We start from the raw sequence: 14,557 nt of genomic DNA on the forward strand, positions 1-14,557 counted from the left end.
CCGAAGGAGCAACCGTCGCCGTCAAATCAACCGCCGTACCCGTAATCGCCGTGGCCGGAACTGACAATGACGTCGTGGTTTCGACATCGACCGCAGCAGACTCAATAGTGATGGTGGCCAACGGACCTGCGCCCGCGTTCAGGTTCGCATTTCCCCTCGCGTCCCGCGGACTGCACCTAGTGGCCGCCCATTGCTTTCCGAAGAGCGGCACACTGGCCTGGGCAAGTTGTGTGCTGAAGTTCTTGTCGTTGCCGTAATTGGCGGCGTCACCATCGGTCCTGACCTTGGGCTCGATCACGCCCGACGGGCCGGCGACCATCGTTACGTCGATTGCCGGCATTCGGAGCCAGCTGTCACCGCTTGTGTTGGTTGTCCCGTCAAGATTCAGCTTCGTCTTGGGCGCACGGATGCCACCCTCGGAATTGTTCTTCGAATTCGGCGAATTGCCGATCACTTCGTTGTTTCCCGAGATCCGTAGGTACGGGCCGGTAGCATCCGGACTGCCCGCATCGTTGATTCGGATTACGCTTGGCGCAACAAGATCCAGGTTGAACGAGGTACCTGCAACGATGGCGGCACTGACGAACGTCGCGTTGTCGGGGATTTTGAAGTCGTTTTTCAACCTCGACAAGTTTGTCGTCGTCGCACCCGAATCGGAGTTCGGATAGGACTGCCCGTTGGTCTGCATTCTGAATGTGAATGTCTCGCCAGGCAATACGGTGGTAGGAGCATCAACAGTGACCGAACTGGCTGTCATCTTGTCGACAGTCGCGAGCGAAGCCTTTGCCTCGCACGCAGTGGAAAAACTCGTCGTAACAGGGGCCGCTGACGCCGGCGCGCCGACCAGCAGCATTCCGGCCACCATTGCGGTTCCGGTTATGGGCACGGCGAATCGCCGCAACTGAGAGATTTGGGACATGGGCACTTCCTTCGGAAGGGCAAACATGAGCAGTGGATTCGGACATAACGTGTGCGCGCCGTCACAACATAACGAAGAAACTAGTACGTGTACTACTTTTGGCAGGACGCATGTCCAATTCACCCCGGAATTCACCCTTCCACCAGCCGATACCAAATGGAAAATTGAGACGAATAGCCGTAGTTCAGAGAAAAACACCCACTAGAGCGGCCTTGCAACAGCAAATTTGGTTGCACATCTAGCTTCTGGCAAACATTTTTGGATCGGCAGCATTCCGGAGGAATTTCCCAATTGACTCCTCCGAAAGTACGAGAAAGGGCCGCGACGAAGTCCGTCGCGGCCCTGTTCTGATGGTCTCAGCGTGTCAGCGAAGCACGTCCGTGCCGACAAACGGAACCAGTGCTGCCGGCACGCGAACGGTGCCGTCGGCCTGCTGGTGGTTTTCGAGGATCGACACGATCCAGCGAGTCGTGGCGAGTGTGCCGTTGAGGGTGGCAGCCGTCTGCGGCTTGCCGTTCTCGTCGCGGTACCGAACACTCAACCGTCGCGCCTGGAACGTGGTGCAGTTGGACGTCGACGTCAGCTCGCGGTACGCCTGCTGCGTCGGAACCCACGCCTCGCAGTCGAACTTACGGGCAGCCGAGGAACCGAGGTCGCCACCGGCAACGTCGATGACGCGGTACGGAATCTCCATGGCGTCCAACATGTCCCGCTCCCAGCGCAGCAGACGCTGATGCTCGGCGTCGGCGTCCTCCGGTCGGCAGTAAGTGAACATTTCGACCTTGTCGAACTGGTGGACACGGATGATGCCGCGGGTGTCCTTGCCGTAGCTGCCCGCTTCACGGCGGAAGCACGAGGACCAGCCGGCGTAGCGCTTCGGTCCTTCGTTGAGTTCGAGAATTTCACCCGAGTGGTAACCGGCCATCGGAACCTCGGAGGTGCCGACGAGGTAGAGGTCGTCTTCCTCGAGGTGGTAGATCTCGTCGGAGTGAGCGCCGAGGAAGCCGGTACCGGCCATGATCTCGGGACGCACGAGTACCGGCGGGATCATCATCGTGAAACCGTTGGCGATCGCCTTCTGCGCGGCGAGCTGAAGCAGGCCGAGCTGAAGCATCGCGCCGTACCCGGTCATGAAGTAGAAACGCGAGCCCGAGACCTTCGCGCCACGCTCCATGTCGATGAGGTTCAGCGACTCACCAAGCTCGAGGTGATCCTTCGGCTCGAAGTCGAACGACGGAATGTCGCCGACAGTCTCGAGGACGATGTAGTCGTCTTCACCGCCGGCCGGAGCGCCTTCCTGCACGACATTGGAGATCGCGCGATGCGCGGCGTCGAGGGCGGCCTGCGCCTCGTGCTGCGCGGCTTCGGCTTCCTTGACCTTGGCGGCAAGTTCCTTGGACCCCGCGAGCAGTGCGGGACGCTCCTCCGGAGATGCCTGTCCGACCTTCTTGCCGAACGCCTTCTGCTCGGCGCGGAGGTTGTCTCCGGTCAGCACAGCGGCGCGTCGGGACGCGTCGGCTTCGAGCAGAGCGTCGACCAGTCCGGGATCTTCTCCACGGGTGCGCTGCGACTCGCGGACGATTTCGGGATTCTCGCGGAGGAACTTGAGGTCAATCACGACTAGGAACTTTACCCACTCTCCCCAGGTCGCCAACGGTCACGTCCGCGGCGGCTCCGGGCGACGCTCAGGATTCCAGCTGTGAAAGATAATCCTCGCGTCCGAACATCCGGGCCGCGTCGATAGCGCTCGGATGCCCGCCGCGGGGGTCAGCTCCCCCGCTCACCAGTGCTTTTACGACGGCGTCCTCACCCTTGAAGACGGCACCGGCAAGAGGCGTCTGGTTCTTGTCGTTGGCCCGATTGACGTCGGCGCCACGCTCGATCAGAGCAACGACGGCATCGACGTGGCCGTGATATGCGGCCAACATCACCAGCGTGTCGCCGCTGCTGTTGGTCAGATCCACCGGAATTCCGGCGTCGATGTACGACGCCAGAGACGCTGCGTCGCCGGTCCTCGCCATGTCGAAGAGACGTCCGGCGAGTTCGACGGCTTCGGGTTCGAGTCCGGATTCTTCGGTCATAGTCCATAAAATACCTGCTTCGGACGTAATCGTTTTGCCGTGAAGGTTCGGTATGGCATGGAAAACAGGCATGATGGGATCGATGTCTGAAGACAAGATCGAGAAGCCGTCCGATCCGGCGGGCCCGACGGCCTCTCCGGGGAAGAAAACCGTCTCAGCGAACCGCACCAGACGCGTTCTGGCTGCTGTTGCGGTGGGCGCGGTTGTTGCTGCCATCGCGACGATCGCGATTTCCGGCGGCATGAACAGTGGCGACAAGCCGGCTGCCACGGTCGGCGGAATCGGCTCTCAGTCGACCAAATCGGTCGAAGAAAACGCCTTCACGTCTGCTGGTGCGGGCGATTGCCTGAACTGGACGCCCGCGACGGCATCCGGTGGTGATCGCACCGACATGTCCATCGTCTCGTGCGATACCGAGCACCGCTTCGAGGTTGCCGGCCCACTCGATTTGTCGGTGTTCCCGGGCGCGGAGTTCGGCCCGGGATCGCGGTACCCGGGCGCGCTGCGGTTCGCGGAACTGCGCGACGAGCACTGCACTCCGATCGTGAACTCGTACCTCGGCTCGCGTTTCGACCCGAAGGGCAAGTTCAGCGTCGGACTGATGTTCCCGAGTGAATCGTCCTGGACGTCCGGCGACCGTTCGTTGCGCTGTGGCCTGCAGTTCTCGACCACAACCGGCGAACTTCTGCCGTTCACCGGCCGGGTCGCCGATCAAGATCAGTCGAATGTCTGGGACGTCGGAACCTGCATCGGCATCAACCAGAATCTTCCGACCGACCCCGTCAATTGCGCGAACCCCCACGCGTACGAGGTCATCTCGGTGATCGACCTGGGCACACAGTTTCCCGCCGGTATGCCGTCGGTAGAGGATCAGGACGCCTATCTCGAAGGGGTCTGCACGCAGGCCGCCAACGAGTACCTGGGTACGGCCGACGCGTTGCGCGACAAGACGCTGACCCTGTTCTGGGACAACATCGCACTGGAGAGCTGGCTGGCCGGCAGCCGGCGCGTCAACTGCTCCGTCGGCAAGGAAGTCGACACCGGCGGGTTCGCGACCATCACCGGCAGCGCCAAAGGCGAGATCCTGATCAACGGCGCGGCTCCGGTCCCGCCGCCAGCCGCACCGGAAGGTCGGTCAGTGCCGACGCCGTTGCCCGGCGCGTCTCCGCCGTCGTAAGCCATGACGGTAACCATGAACGACGACCGGTTCGAAGACCTGGTCGGCGAGGCCCTCGATCTCATTCCGCCGGAATTGGCAAAAGCCATCGACAATGTTGTTGTCCTGGTTGAACCTCGTGACCCCGAGGAACCGAGCCTTCTCGGGCTGTACCAGGGCATTGCCCTCACCGAGCGCGATTCTCAGTACGGCGGATACCTACCGGACACGGTGACCATCTACCGCGACGCGATCCTCGACATCTGCGAGTCCGAAGAAGAGGTCGTGCACGAGGTTGCAGTCACGGTCATCCACGAGATCGCTCACTATTTCGGCATCGAAGAGGACCGCCTGCACGAACTCGGGTGGGGTTGAGAAACCAGTCCGTTTTCGAGGGAACCGATAGCCGCCGCCAGGCATCAAAGTAGGTGCGGGGAGTTTGACCCCGTACCTCATTGGACCTGGTCATCTAGGAGTTCGGCACATGCACGTCGATCCTCACGCCCTCATTACCGCTGCACTCGAACTCGAAGCCGGCGCCGCCCGGCTGCGCGGAGTCGTCGCGTCCACCAAACCGGCCCGGCAAGTCCTGCCGTCCGGCTCCGACGAAGTGTCCACCAGCGCCGCGAGCAGTTTCAATTCGACGTCCGAGAGCCTGGCATCGTCAGCCGACCGCGCTGTTGTCGAACTCGAGGACGCAGCCGCTGCGCTGCGCCGTTACGCCGCCGCCTATGAATTCGAGGACAACCGGACGCAGGCGGATCTGGCTTCGGCACCCATCTGATTCGCGTCCGCAGACACGTCACTACTTCGCACATTTGCCACTTCTGGGGGAAGAACAATGGTCGGCATTACCGGCGTCATCTGGTATCCACGCGGCGCAGCACCCAATTCGGCTGCATTGATCGCCGGCGCGGGCCCGGCTCCACTGAGCGTCGCGGGCGGGGCCTGGACGGCAGTGTCGGCCGGACTCGCAGACACAGCGTCGACGGTCAGCCGAGTGATGGCAAATCTGCGAACGGGCTGGTCGGGTGAGGCCGCCGATGCCGCTCTTGCCAAGTTCAAGCCGTTCGAGGAGTGGGCAGCACGCTCATCCATGCTCGCCCAGAAGACCGGCGGCAAAGCTCATGTTCAGTCGGCGACGTACACCGTCGCGGCTATCGCCATGCCGTCGCTACCGGAAATCGCGGCTGTCGAATCAGCCAAGCTGGCCGCGTACACGCTCGGCGGCGCCCTCACCGGATCGGCTGCGATGGCTGAACTGGCTGCAGAGCAGCTCAAACTTCGCGCTGCGGCGGCCATGGAAACCTACGATTCCGCTACCTCTCCCCTCTCCGTGCGGGACGAGTTCGAGCCGCCGCCGTCCATCACCATGTCCGATGTTTCCGGCCAAGGCTCCCAGCAGAACGTCACCGTCGCCGAACAGACCGTCAACGCAGTTGTCGAGCCGGTCCGCACTGCAGCGGCCGCAATCACCTCCGTGCTGTCCAATCCTGCTGTCACCGCGGCCGCCTCTCAGCTCGGCGCCGTATTGGGCGGAGCCAACGCCGCCACCACTGCAGCAACGGCATCCGCAACAACGGCCACCGCGGCGGCTGGTGCCGTATCGGCGGCGGTCGGCGCCGGCGGCGGACCGGGAGCGGGAGCAACGTCACTTCTGAGTTCGCCAGTATCGGCGGCTACTGGAACCGCACTGGCCGGGGGCAACAGCGCCGGGCGGCATACGGCAGCCACCACCGCAGCGGCGGCCACAACACCCGGCGACGCACATTCGGCCAGCGCAGGGCTCTCGGCGAGCTCGGGCAGTTCTACCGGCCAGATCATGCCGCGCGCGGCGTCGGGAACAGTGAACCCGGCTATCGCCGATGCAATCCGCTCCGACTCCGTTCGTACCGACGCCGTCCGCGCAGCGCCGAGTTCCGGAACCGGCCCCATCGCCGGTGGTCGACATGCTGCGGCGGATGACGACGACACCAACTTCCACGACACCCCCGACTATCTCAAGCACTTCGAGCATTTTGCCGATGGACGCACCGTCATCACCGCGGTGATCGGCGCCGCCGATCTGGACATGCACCTGTGAGTGCCCTTGATCTCGGAATAGCCACCGACGCAGACACTTTCCCCTCCGTGGACCTGACGTCGGCGGAGATCGAGTACGTCCGCGAGCACCTTGGCCTCGATGTACTTCCGGTGGTACTCGGCGGCACCGCCCTCTGCGGTTCGGTCCGCGAACGTGATGTAGCAATGCAGAGTGCAGCAACATCTTTGACCGAGCGTGATCTGCTCCCCGGCGGCGAGATTCATCATGACATTGCCGAAACCCTGCGCGCCCTGACTCGACCCGCGTGGGAACTTGCGCTCCGCAGTCACAACCAAGGAACGCTTACCCGGGTCTGCATCGCCGCAGACGAATCACTGTGCGTGGAAGCATCTTCCAACGAGACAAGCCAATCACTCACTCTTAGCAGAGTCCTGAATCCGGCAGATGCGGTTGTGCGCGTGCTCGGCCCGTCAGACACCATGCCGATTGCCGTGATCAATGCACCCACCGACCGGCTGAGCGCCGCACTGAATGCCGAACCCGACCCAGCCACCGTCGCCGACGCTCTGACCCAGGCCGGCGTACCACCCGCCGAGGCCGGACAACTTGGCTGTGCGATCGTCGCCTGCACGTCCTTCACTGAAATTGTCGGCATCCCGCGGGGCGTCGGCACCGAGAATCTTCCCGCCGGAGTGGTGTCGGTCTTCGACACCGCGCATGGTCGACTTGTCGCGTCGTCGAGTACGTCGGCCGACGGCACGCAGTGGAGCTCGATCAGTTCCGGCACACCCCAACGCCTGCGTCAGGCGGTGAATTCGCTGATAGAACTGCTGTCCGAATCGCCCGCGCCCGCCTCCCGGTACCCTAGGGCGATCCCCTAGACGCCCGGAGCCTTCACCCAGCATGCCTTTGCCCACCCCCGCCACCACCGTCGAGTCACCGCACAAACCGAGAACACGGCAGTACCGCGAAGACCTGAACGGGCTTCGGGGACTCGCGATCGCTCTGGTGGTGGTCTTCCATGTGTGGTTCGGCAAGGTCTCTGGCGGGGTCGACGTCTTCCTGGTTCTGTCCGGCTACTTCTTTGTCGGTTCACTGGTTCGCCGGGCCGAGGCCGGTGGCTCACTCAATCCCCTGCCCGCGTTCAAACGGGTATTTGTCAGATTGTTCCCCCCGATCGCGGCGGTGACGATCCTGACCGCGGCAGCGGCCCTGGTGTTGTTGCCCCGGACCCGCTGGGCCGGCCTCGCCGACGAGCTGACTGCTGTTCTCGGCTTCTTCCAGAATTGGCAGCTTGCACTCACGTCGAGTGACTATTTGGCGGCCGACGGTTCAGTCTCTCCCCTCCAGCACCTGTGGTCGATGGCTGTGCAGGGTCAGTTCTATCTGGTGGCCATCTCAGTGGTGCTGGCGGTCGCGTCGGGTGTATCACGCACCCGCCCAGAACTTCTCCGGCCAACACTCACGCTGGTGTTCGGTGCATTTGCCGTCGTGTCGTTTATCTATGCCGCAGTGATGTCCAGCCACGATCAAGCGTGGAACTACTACGATTCCGCGGCCCGGCTGTGGGAGCCGTCGGTGGGCGCACTCGCGGCTTTGATGCTGACACGCTGGAATACCACGCGGGTCGGGGCCTGGCCGCTTGCGCTGAGAACCGCTCTCGGCATCGCCGGACTGGCGTCGATTCTGCTGTGCGGGTTCTTTCTCGACGGCGCCGAGCAATTCCCCGGCCCGTGGACCCTGGTGCCCACCACCGCGGCCATCGCACTGATCGTCAGCGGGGCAGGCGAAGGCGACAAAACCTGGACCGCACAGATTCTCGCGCACCCCGCCCTCTCACAGTTGGGCTCCTTCGCCTTCACCCTGTATCTGGTGCACTGGCCGATCCTGGTGTTCGCCCTGGTCGTCACCGGGCGCCCGGAAGCTGGATTTGTCGGCGGGACCTTGATTATCGCCGTATCACTTGCGCTGGCCTACGGCTTACGGATGGCTGTCGAAGTACCGATCGAACGCAACGCTCCCGCACGGAGGCCGATCCTGCTGGCGTCCGTCGTCGGTGCCGCGGTCATCGTCACCGGGATGTTCGGTTGGCAGGCCTACGTCGGAAGCCAGAGCACGGGTCAGCGCGCCGCCGATACCCTCGACATCCCCACCCACCCCGGCGCACTGACGTTGACCGACGGCGTTTCAGCTCCGAAAGCGTCGATGGTTCCATCCATTTTCGATGCGCCACTGGATCTTCCGATAACCACACTCGACGGCTGCATCTCGGATTTCCAGCAGATCGACATCGTGACCTGCACGTACGGCGACGTGACCGCCGAGCGCACGATTGCCCTGGCCGGAGGATCCCATTCCGAGCACTGGATCACTGCACTCGACGAACTGGGCCGCAGCAATGGTTTTCGGGTCGATACGTATCTGAAGATGGGTTGTCCACTGGTCGCGGGTGAGAGCCCCGACGTCAGCGACGTACCGGATTGTGCACCCTGGTCGAGCGCGGTCATCGACCGACTCGCGGCCACCACACCCGATTTCGTGTTCACCACAGCCAGTCGGCCCAGTCCGGACGGTCCCGGCGACGTGACGCCCGAAGCCTACGTCGACGTGTGGCAAGAGTTGGAGCAGAGCGGCGTTCAGGTTCTGGCCATCCGCGACACGCCGTGGCTGCACCACGACGGTGTTCCGTATCGCGCCATCGACTGCCTCGCAACTGCTACCTCAGCGGATCATTGCGCGTTGCCGCGGGCAGACATGCTCAGTGACATCAACCCGGCGTGGGATGCAATTGCGGAACTCTCCAATGTGCAACTGCTGGATCTGAGCGACGGCGTCTGCGGCCCCGACCTGTGCCGAGTGGTCGAGGGAAATGTGTTGCTGTATCACGATTCCCACCACCTGACGGCAAGCTACGTCCGCACCTTGGAGCCGGAACTCGGCCGCCAGTTGGGATCAGCGACAACCTGGTGGTGAGCTGGCGCGTCAGCCCATCACGTCGTCGGCACCCGGAATGAGCCGGTGCTCGAACGGTGGGTTCACCGTCCCCCAGCGCAGGCATTCCCAACCGCCGTCGGCGCGCGGCAGCAGTTCGACGCTTTCGGTGTTCGCGAGGTGATTGTTCGCCGCGAACAGTCCCGGGATGCCCGCGAGCTGAGCTGCAACAAGCCTGATGGCAGCGCCGTGGCTCACGACGACAATATCGCCGGCCGTCGGCGATCCTTCAAGGAACTCGTCGCGCAGTGAGTTGACCACGGGGACATACCGCTCCAACACGTCGTAGCCGGTTTCGCCACCGGGTATGCGGGCACCGAGGTTGCCGGTGTGCCAGTGATGGAAGGTCTCGACAAACAACCGGTGGGCGTCTTCGTCGGTGCGATCTTCGAGGTCGCCGGCTTGCACTTCGTGCAAACCGTCTCGCACGTCCAGCGAGACCCCGGACGCTTGTTCCACGAATCCCGCTGTCTGCCTGGCTCGCAACGCCAAGGACGACACCAAGGCCAGTGGCGGTGCGACAGCCAGACCCTTACCGAGAACTTCGGCCTGCGCCAGCCCTTCCGGAGTGAGCTTGGCTCCGGGCAATGCGGTGTCGAGTCGCTTGGCGACGTTGGCTTCGGTCTGGCCGTGCCGAACGAGAATGAGCCTGCCGGTCATCGTTCTCCCTCTCCGCGCTTGATGTCTTCGATCCACGCTATTGCCTTGTCATCCGAAGGCGGTTGGGGCCCGGTCGAATTCGCGGTCGCCCACGATCCCAGGAAGCGGACTCCGGATTTTCGATACAACGCGCGCATCGCTTCGGCCACCAAAGAGTCCTCGATGTGCCCGACACAGTCGACGAAGAATCGGTAGGTTCCGAGCTCCGTGCGCATCGGGCGGGATTCGATTCGCGTCAAATCGATTCCGCGAGCGGCAAATTCGGAGAGCGCCTGAACCAGCGATCCGGGAGCGTTGTCGAGGTGGAGTACCAACGCGGTGCGGTCTGCGCCGGTTCTGGCCGGTACCGGCGCGGGCCGGGTAACCAGCACGAAGCGCGTCACGGCGCCGCCTACGTCGGCGACATTGTCGGCGAGGCTTGCCAATCCGAGCATCTGCCCGGCCAAGGCGGTGGACACACCGGCGTCGACGGTTCCGGCCTGCACGTCCAGCGCGGCACCGGCATTGGATGAGGAGACCACAACTTCCGCATTGGGGAGATTGGCCGCGATCCATCCCCGGACCTGAGCACTTGCGTGCGGGTAGGCGCCGATGGTGCGCACCTGATCCGCGGTGACGCCGTCACGAACGAGGATGGAGAAGCTCACCTCGATCTCGGTCTCGGCCACGATCTGCAGCGGCGAACCCAAGGCGAGTGAGTCAAGCGTCGGCGCGACACCGCCTTCCACCGAGTTCTCGAACGGCACCACGGCGCCGTCGACAACGCCGTCACGAACCAGGTCGAGCGTCGAGGGTGGGCTACCGGCAGGCACCCGTTCGACCAGCTCGTCGAAGACGCCCGCTGCCTCGAACTGGGCGAGCGCTATCTCCGTGAAGGTTCCCGACGGACCGAAATACGCGATTTTTGGCACGCCTCAAAGGTTACGCAACGATCAGCTCAAACCTGCCGCACGTAGTGCCGTTTCCACCGAAGTCGGGTCGGATACCTCGATCGTGAGGAGAACCTCGCGCAACGCGGACTGAGCCTCGGGGATCAGGGCGGCCAGTTTTGCCGGCTGCGGGTCGAGGATCGCAGCGCGGGCATCGTCGCCGCGCAGGGCCGCCATGGTTCCGCACAGCAGTCCGATGACCTCGTCCGCCCCGGCTGCGCGCGCGACAAATCCCACCGATTCGTGTGCCAGCACTGCCAGGAAATCCGCGATTTCGGCCGGCGAGCGCCCCGAGTCGAGGCCAGGAATGCGGCCACCTTCGCAGAGCAGCGCAGCAGATTCGGCCGGCGACAGAACCTCGTCGCCGCCGTCGACGTACACCGCGAGCGGGGCGGGTACTCGCAGCGCGATGGCGTCGCCGATCTGTTCGGTTGTGCACTCCAGATCGAAGCGCACCGCTTCGTACGACGCGTCGGCGTCAGCTCGCAGCCGCGCCGGGTCGATGTCGAGGAGAACTACGACGCGTCCAGCGGATTCGGCTCCGAGCAGCGCCGATGCGGGGACAACCCGGGGTTCGCCAGGAGCGCCGAGCAGGAGTCCGTCGAGTAATCCGCGGGAACTTTTCGGGGGCAACCCGAGGGAGAGAGGTATGGCCACCGCTCCACCGTAGTAGCGGGTGGAGTTGGGGATTTCAGGCGAGTTGCGCAAAAGTCTTGCGATTCACACCACAGCAGCTTAGGTTAGGGTTACCTCATCAGCTGGTGGGGTATTCGGGAACACCCACCGAGGGGGCAGCATGGCTACGAAAACGAGCACCGGTCCATCCACCGCCGAACGAGTACGTAGCGCCTGCGCCCGAGCCCAGGATGCGGTGCTCGCCATCGAAGGCAGCGAACCGACCGTCACATCAGTGCACCACCTGCGATCCAATGGCGACATCGTTGTGGCCGTACCCTCCTCGTCCGCAGCAACAGCACTCGCCTGGAGCGCCGGAAACGGTGGTCTGCCTGCGGTGCTGGAACTCACCGACCATGCGCCGCTGGCCCTGCGCGAACCTGTCCGCTCACTCGTCTGGTTGCGCGGCACACTGCACGCGGTACCCGACTACGAATCGCGGGTTCTTGCCGACGACGTCGCCTCCGAACATCCGCACCCCGGACTCCTCGACCTCGGTCACACGTCGGTACTACTGCGACTGAGCCTCGCGTCGGCCGTTGTCGCAGACTCGTCCGGAGCCGAACCCGTCGCCGTGGAAGACCTGCTCGCGGCCCGCCCCGATCCGTTCTGCGAAATGGAAACGGCGTGGTTGCAGCACCTCGACGAAGATCACAGCGACCTTGTGGAGATGCTCACACGCAAACTTCCCTCGTACCTGCGCACCGGACGGGTACGCCCCCTCGGAATCAATCGGTACGGATTACATCTGCGCGTCGAGGACCACGCCGGCGACCGGGACGTCTGGATGCCGTTTGCCAACCCCGTCGACGACGCCATCTCACTGTCGCGCGCGATCCGCATTCTGGTCGGCTGCCCGTTCCTCAACGGACTGCGCCCCGGCGGTTCACATGTCACGGGCGGCGCCACCAACGGATAGCGTTGCGCGGGTGAATGCCCGCCAAACCGTCCGCTCGTGGTTGAACCCACCCGCTCCCGCCGGACCCGCTCTCGATGCATCCGAGCGCCGCGGTGTGTGGATCGAGATCACGATCGTCCTGCTGGTCACCTTCGGCCTCAGTGGCCTGTCCGGCATATTGTCGCTCCTCGAATCGCTTGCGACGCCAGTCGCCCTGTCCGATCAGACGGTGGCTCTCAATCCGTCGCGGGCAGCTATCGACTGGATCGACCTGGCCCGCCAATTACTGAGTGTGGCAAGACTGTTCGCGTGGGCCGCACTTGGTCTGTACTTGCTCTGGCGGGCGGGAATCGGCCCGAGCGCGGCCGGTCTTCCCCCCAAACCGAAGCTACGACGCGACATCGCGCCCGGCTTGGGCCTTGCCGCCTTGATCGGCCTGCCCGGCCTGCTGTTCTATCTCGCGGCGCAGGCATTGAACATCAATCTCACCGTGCAGGCGAGTGCCCTCGACGATCACTGGTGGCGCGTCCCGATCCTGATTCTGTCGGCAATCGCGAACTCGAGCGCCGAGGAAGTTCTAGTAGTCGCCTACCTGATCAGCAGGCTGCGCATGCTCGGGTGGAGCGAGAACTCGTCGTTGCTCGCGTCTTCCCTTCTTCGAGGCAGCTATCACCTGTACCAAGGCTTCGGTGGTGGTGTCGGCAACGTCGTCATGGGGCTGATCTTCGGTCGGTACTGGCAGCGAACGGGCCGATTGTGGCCGTTGATCATCGCTCATGCCCTCATCGACATGGTGGCGTTCATCGGTTACGCCCTCCTTCGCGATCATGTGGGTTGGTTGCCGTGACCGGTACCGTGAACTGGTGACCGGCGACCCCCGAAATCCTCAGCGCCCGCCGCGACCGGGCCCTCCACCTCAGGGTCCGCCGCCGCGGCGCCAGCCGCCGCGCCCGCCCGAGGGAACTCAGGTCATCCGCCGTGACGGCCGGCCACCCCAGAATCAGCCACCCCAAAACCGGGCATGGTCTCAGGCCCCGCCGCCGCAGAATCGGACTACGCAGCAGAGTGGGGGCAACTGGGCCCCACCGCAGCAACCACAGCCGTACCGGGACCCACAGCAGAATCGGCAAGCACAGCAGAACCGGCAACCACAGCAATACCGTCAAGCTCCCCCACCCCCGCCGCGCAGGCAGCCGCCCAACCAGCCACCCCGCCAGCCACCGCCGCGTCAGCAGCAGCCGTCGGCGCCACGTCGACGCAAGAATTGGGGCAAGCGCATCGGCATCACGGTGCTGGTGCTGCTGCTCGCGTTTGTCGGCGCGGTTTTCTACGTCGACAATTCGCTGAATCGCATCGACGCTCTTCCCGACTACGCCGGCCGGGTCGCGGACACTCCTGGCACGAACTGGTTGATCGTGGGTTCGGACAGCCGCGACGGTCTCACTCCGGAGCAGGAGCAGGCGCTCGCTACCGGTGGCGATACCGGACCCAAGCGCACGGATACGATCATGCTTGTCCATGTGCCCAAGAGTGGGAAAACCACGATGGTCAGCATTCCGCGTGACTCGTACGTACCGATTCCGGGTGAAGGCTCCGACAAGATCAATGCCGCTTTCGCGTGGGGCGGAGCGCCGTTGCTGGTGCAGACCGTCGAAGAAGCAACGGGTTTGCGGATCGACCACTATGCGGAAATCGGATTCAGCGGTTTCGCGGGAATCGTCGATGCCGTCGGCGGCGTCAACGTGTGCCTCGATTCCCCGATCGACGACCCGCTAGCCGGTATCAATTTGCCCGCCGGGTGTCAGGATCTGACGGGTTCGGAAGCACTCGGATTTGTGCGTACCCGCGCGACGGCGATGGCCGATCTGGACCGGATGAACAATCAGCGCAAGTTCATGTCGGCACTGCTGTCGAAGGCAACCAGTCCGACGACGTTCCTCAATCCGTTCCGGTTGTGGTCCCTGGCCACCGACACGGCGAAGTCGCTTCAGGTCGACAACGGTGATCACATCTGGAACCTGGCGTCTCTCGCCTGGGCTCTACGCGGCGGCATGACAACCACAACGGTTCCCGTCGGCGGTTTCGACTATGTCGACGGCTCGGGTGACGTTCTGTTGTGGGACAAGACCAAGGCGTCACAATTCTTCGACGCGCTCGCCAATGATCAGCAGATTCCTGCGGAATTGATCACAACCGGCTGAACG

14 protein-coding genes and 1 pseudogene are annotated in these 14,557 nt (G+C 63.7%); 9 read left to right on the forward strand and 6 right to left on the reverse strand.

Features of this window, described 5'->3' with window-relative positions; all coding sequences use genetic code 11:
* The 3 genes and pseudogenes from ACFRFQ_RS26815 to ACFRFQ_RS26825 form a co-directional block, all read right to left on the reverse strand.
* Window positions 1-1,117: pseudogene (locus ACFRFQ_RS26815) on the reverse strand (Ig-like domain repeat protein); the annotation flags it as partial.
* A gap of 166 nt (window positions 1,118-1,283) precedes the next feature.
* A complete protein-coding gene (gene serS / locus ACFRFQ_RS26820) occupies window positions 1,284-2,537 on the reverse strand; it encodes a serine--tRNA ligase (RefSeq protein ID WP_378664568.1) in 1,254 nt (417 codons plus the stop codon).
* A 67-nt stretch (window positions 2,538-2,604) separates the two neighbouring features.
* Window positions 2,605-3,000, reverse strand: a complete 396-nt coding sequence (locus ACFRFQ_RS26825; protein ID WP_378664570.1) for an ankyrin repeat domain-containing protein — start codon at window positions 2,998-3,000, stop codon at window positions 2,605-2,607.
* Window positions 3,001-3,070: 70 nt separating this feature from the next.
* Here ACFRFQ_RS26825 and ACFRFQ_RS26830 point away from each other — a divergent pair, with 70 nt between their 5' ends.
* The 6 genes from ACFRFQ_RS26830 (at window position 3,071) to ACFRFQ_RS26855 (ending at window position 9,173) form a co-directional block, all read left to right on the forward strand.
* On the forward strand, window positions 3,071-4,177 hold the full coding sequence (locus ACFRFQ_RS26830; RefSeq protein ID WP_378664664.1) for a septum formation family protein: 1,107 nt from the start codon (window positions 3,071-3,073) through the stop codon (window positions 4,175-4,177).
* A 3-nt stretch (window positions 4,178-4,180) separates the two neighbouring features.
* On the forward strand, window positions 4,181-4,531 hold the full coding sequence (locus tag ACFRFQ_RS26835; RefSeq protein ID WP_378664572.1) for a metallopeptidase family protein: 351 nt from the start codon (window positions 4,181-4,183) through the stop codon (window positions 4,529-4,531).
* Between the two features lie 109 nt (window positions 4,532-4,640).
* Window positions 4,641-4,940 carry a PE domain-containing protein gene (locus tag ACFRFQ_RS26840; protein WP_378664574.1) on the forward strand — a complete coding sequence of 100 codons (300 nt, stop codon included), beginning with the start codon at window positions 4,641-4,643 and terminating at the stop codon, window positions 4,938-4,940.
* Between the two features lie 57 nt (window positions 4,941-4,997).
* A complete protein-coding gene (locus tag ACFRFQ_RS26845) occupies window positions 4,998-6,239 on the forward strand; it encodes a PPE family protein (protein WP_378664575.1) in 1,242 nt (413 codons plus the stop codon).
* Window positions 6,236-7,081, forward strand: a complete 846-nt coding sequence (locus ACFRFQ_RS26850) for an ESX secretion-associated protein EspG (RefSeq protein ID WP_378664577.1) — start codon at window positions 6,236-6,238, stop codon at window positions 7,079-7,081. Before ACFRFQ_RS26845 ends, ACFRFQ_RS26850 begins: the two co-directional genes overlap by 4 nt.
* A 22-nt stretch (window positions 7,082-7,103) precedes the next feature.
* Window positions 7,104-9,173, forward strand: a complete 2,070-nt coding sequence (locus tag ACFRFQ_RS26855; RefSeq protein WP_378664579.1) for an acyltransferase family protein — start codon at window positions 7,104-7,106, stop codon at window positions 9,171-9,173.
* 9 nt (window positions 9,174-9,182) lie between these two features.
* Here the strand turns inward: ACFRFQ_RS26855 and ACFRFQ_RS26860 are convergent, their stop codons facing one another.
* The 3 genes from ACFRFQ_RS26860 to ACFRFQ_RS26870 are packed head-to-tail and all read right to left on the reverse strand — an operon-like array spanning window position 9,183 to window position 11,437.
* Window positions 9,183-9,851, reverse strand: a complete 669-nt coding sequence (locus tag ACFRFQ_RS26860; protein WP_378664581.1) for a histidine phosphatase family protein — start codon at window positions 9,849-9,851, stop codon at window positions 9,183-9,185.
* On the reverse strand, window positions 9,848-10,762 hold the full coding sequence (pheA, locus tag ACFRFQ_RS26865) for a prephenate dehydratase (protein WP_378664583.1): 915 nt from the start codon (window positions 10,760-10,762) through the stop codon (window positions 9,848-9,850). Before pheA ends, ACFRFQ_RS26860 begins: the two co-directional genes overlap by 4 nt.
* A gap of 21 nt (window positions 10,763-10,783) precedes the next feature.
* Window positions 10,784-11,437 carry a hypothetical protein gene (locus ACFRFQ_RS26870; protein WP_378664585.1) on the reverse strand — a complete coding sequence of 218 codons (654 nt, stop codon included), beginning with the start codon at window positions 11,435-11,437 and terminating at the stop codon, window positions 10,784-10,786.
* Between the two features lie 139 nt (window positions 11,438-11,576).
* On the opposite strand from ACFRFQ_RS26870, the gene ACFRFQ_RS26875 reads away from it, so the two are divergent.
* From ACFRFQ_RS26875 to ACFRFQ_RS26885, 3 genes are read left to right on the forward strand one after another with little or no spacing between them, the layout of a single operon-like run.
* Window positions 11,577-12,374: a DUF2470 domain-containing protein gene (locus tag ACFRFQ_RS26875; RefSeq protein ID WP_138871335.1), complete on the forward strand. Its 798-nt coding sequence runs from the start codon at window positions 11,577-11,579 to the stop codon at window positions 12,372-12,374.
* The gene (locus ACFRFQ_RS26880) at window positions 12,346-13,200 is read left to right on the forward strand and encodes a CPBP family intramembrane glutamic endopeptidase (RefSeq protein ID WP_378664588.1); all 855 of its coding nucleotides are present in this window, start codon (window positions 12,346-12,348) and stop codon (window positions 13,198-13,200) included. The genes ACFRFQ_RS26875 and ACFRFQ_RS26880 overlap by 29 nt, the downstream gene beginning before the upstream one ends.
* Before the next feature lie 16 nt (window positions 13,201-13,216).
* Window positions 13,217-14,554 (forward strand): LCP family protein, encoded by a 1,338-nt coding sequence (locus tag ACFRFQ_RS26885; protein ID WP_378664590.1) that lies wholly within the window; start codon window positions 13,217-13,219, stop codon window positions 14,552-14,554.
* Window positions 14,555-14,557: the final 3 nt, after the last annotated feature.

Origin of the sequence: Rhodococcus sp. NPDC056743, assembly GCF_042790355.1 — a bacterium.
Classification (GTDB): domain Bacteria; phylum Actinomycetota; class Actinomycetes; order Mycobacteriales; family Mycobacteriaceae; genus Rhodococcus_F.

What these genes read in the sequence shown, in the direction of transcription:
- ACFRFQ_RS26855 (WP_378664579.1), top strand. Translation starts at nt 7,104, where the DNA reads ATGCCTTTGCCCACCCCCGCCACCACCGTCGAGTCACCGCACAAACCG.
- ACFRFQ_RS26835 (WP_378664572.1), top strand. Translation starts at nt 4,181, where the DNA reads ATGACGGTAACCATGAACGACGACCGGTTCGAAGACCTGGTCGGCGAG.
- ACFRFQ_RS26840 (WP_378664574.1), top strand. Translation starts at nt 4,641, where the DNA reads ATGCACGTCGATCCTCACGCCCTCATTACCGCTGCACTCGAACTCGAA.
- ACFRFQ_RS26860 (WP_378664581.1), bottom strand. Translation starts at nt 9,851, where the DNA reads ATGACCGGCAGGCTCATTCTCGTTCGGCACGGCCAGACCGAAGCCAAC.
- ACFRFQ_RS26875 (WP_138871335.1), top strand. Translation starts at nt 11,577, where the DNA reads ATGGCTACGAAAACGAGCACCGGTCCATCCACCGCCGAACGAGTACGT.
- ACFRFQ_RS26825 (WP_378664570.1), bottom strand. Translation starts at nt 3,000, where the DNA reads ATGACCGAAGAATCCGGACTCGAACCCGAAGCCGTCGAACTCGCCGGA.
- ACFRFQ_RS26830 (WP_378664664.1), top strand. Translation starts at nt 3,071, where the DNA reads ATGATGGGATCGATGTCTGAAGACAAGATCGAGAAGCCGTCCGATCCG.
- ACFRFQ_RS26845 (WP_378664575.1), top strand. Translation starts at nt 4,998, where the DNA reads ATGGTCGGCATTACCGGCGTCATCTGGTATCCACGCGGCGCAGCACCC.
- ACFRFQ_RS26880 (WP_378664588.1), top strand. Translation starts at nt 12,346, where the DNA reads ATGTCACGGGCGGCGCCACCAACGGATAGCGTTGCGCGGGTGAATGCC.